Below are 2,321 nucleotides of genomic sequence, written 5' to 3'. Positions count from 1 at the left end.
GTTCTTTAACAAACAAACAACCGATAAGTGTGGGCGCTTGATAGCGGATGCGGAAGGCTTCGGTCTTTTAGCTTACAAGTTATAAAGTGCTCGCACAGTAAAACATGTTGGTTATGTCCGGGGTGCAAATCACGGRCATGGCCAGTCAGTTTTCTGAGAGTGAGCGACCGCTCGAAAGAGCGAGATCCTTGGGGAAACCGAAGGGTCACACAGGTATTAAACTGAAGAGTTTGATCCTGGCTCAGATTGAACGCTGGCGGCATGCCTTACACATGCAAGTCGAACGGCAGCACGGGAGCAATCCTGGTGGCGAGTGGCGAACGGGTGAGTAATACATCGGAACGTGCCCTGTCGTGGGGGATAACTAGTCGAAAGATTAGCTAATACCGCATACGACCCGAGGGTGAAAGCGGGGGACCGCAAGGCCTCGCGCGACAGGAGCGGCCGATGTCTGATTAGCTAGTTGGTGGGGTAAAGGCCCACCAAGGCGACGATCAGTAGCTGGTCTGAGAGGACGATCAGCCACACTGGGACTGAGACACGGCCCAGACTCCTACGGGAGGCAGCAGTGGGGAATTTTGGACAATGGGGGCAACCCTGATCCAGCAATGCCGCGTGTGTGAAGAAGGCCTTCGGGTTGTAAAGCACTTTTGTCCGGAAAGAAATCCCCTGGGYTAATACCTCGGGGGGATGACGGTACCGGAAGAATAAGCACCGGCTAACTACGTGCCAGCAGCCGCGGTAATACGTAGGGTGCGAGCGTTAATCGGAATTACTGGGCGTAAAGCGTGCGCAGGCGGTTTTGTAAGACAGGCGTGAAATCCCCGAGCTCAACTTGGGAATGGCGCTTGTGACTGCAAGGCTAGAGTATGTCAGAGGGGGGTAGAATTCCACGTGTAGCAGTGAAATGCGTAGAGATGTGGAGGAATACCGATGGCGAAGGCAGCCCCCTGGGACGTCACTGACGCTCATGCACGAAAGCGTGGGGAGCAAACAGGATTAGATACCCTGGTAGTCCACGCCCTAAACGATGTCAACTAGTTGTTGGGGATTCATTTCTTCAGTAACGTAGCTAACGCGTGAAGTTGACCGCCTGGGGAGTACGGTCGCAAGATTAAAACTCAAAGGAATTGACGGGGACCCGCACAAGCGGTGGATGATGTGGATTAATTCGATGCAACGCGAAAAACCTTACCTACCCTTGACATGCCACTAACGAAGCAGAGATGCATCAGGTGCCCGAAAGGGAAAGTGGACACAGGTGCTGCATGGCTGTCGTCAGCTCGTGTCGTGAGATGTTGGGTTAAGTCCCGCAACGAGCGCAACCCTTGTCTTTAGTTGCTACGCAAGAGCACTCTAGAGAGACTGCCGGTGACAAACCGGAGGAAGGTGGGGATGACGTCAAGTCCTCATGGCCCTTATGGGTAGGGCTTCACACGTCATACAATGGTGCGTACAGAGGGTTGCCAACCCACACCGCCCGTCACACCATGGGAGTGGGTTTTGCCAGAAGTAGTTAGCCTAACCGCAAGGAGGGCGATTACCACGGCAGGGTTCATGACTGGGGTGAAGTCGTAACAAGGTAGCCGTATCGGAAGGTGCGGCTGGATCACCTCCTTTCAAGAGCGTGCATCTTAAGTCGAGCGTTCACACTTATCGGTTTGTTTGCTGTTRCAGCCAAGGGTCTGTAGCTCAGGTGGTTAGAGCACCGTCTTGATAAGGCGGGGGYCGTAGGTTCAAGTCCTACCAGACCCACCAAGTTACGGATGGTGGTTCGACGATGTGCGTTGACGATGTGAGTCGACGTTGAGCCTCCGGACAGAAGTACAGGGGGGATTAGCTCAGCTGGGAGAGCACCTGCTTTGCAAGCAGGGGGTCGTCGGTTCGATCCCGTCATCCTCCACCACYGACTTCAGTGACCTTGGATTGGTCGTCAAAGGCAAGCGCTTAGCATTGAGCGTTTGCCTTTGGCYTTGGCCARGACGAACGAGACGCTGTCTCGCTCGGCTGTTCTTTAACAATATGGGATGTAGTAAAGGTGTCGTGAGCGTTGATGAGACGCTGCAGTAAAACACGAYACCGGGTTGTGATTGTATCAACCGAAATGTATTYAAGTRATCGAAAGATGACTTGGAATACGGCACAAATGCGAGAACTCATCCTGTAGCGAGTCCGGCTTGAACGCAAGTTTGAGACACACTCGTTATAGGGTCAAGCGAACAAGTGCATGTGGTGGATGCCTTGGCGATCACAGGCGATGAAGGACGCGGTAGCCTGCGAAAAGCTTCGGGGAGCTGGCAAACAAGCTTTGATCCGGAGAT

The 2,321-nt window shown here is 53.6% G+C and carries 2 tRNA genes and 2 rRNA genes; all 4 read left to right on the top strand.

What is annotated here, in order from left to right:
• Positions 1-218: 218 nt before the first annotated feature.
• Positions 219-1,620, top strand: a 16S ribosomal RNA gene (locus tag AC1DQ3_RS36400).
• Between the two features lie 61 nt (positions 1,621-1,681).
• Positions 1,682-1,758: transfer RNA gene (locus AC1DQ3_RS36395), tRNA-Ile, on the top strand.
• A 72-nt stretch (positions 1,759-1,830) separates the two neighbouring features.
• A tRNA-Ala gene (locus AC1DQ3_RS36390) sits at positions 1,831-1,906 on the top strand.
• A gap of 303 nt (positions 1,907-2,209) precedes the next feature.
• A 23S ribosomal RNA gene (locus tag AC1DQ3_RS36385) occupies positions 2,210-2,321 on the top strand; the annotation flags it as partial.

Source organism: Cupriavidus sp. 01T418, assembly GCF_056398885.1.
This window is presented reverse-complemented; position numbering and strand designations above follow the sequence as displayed.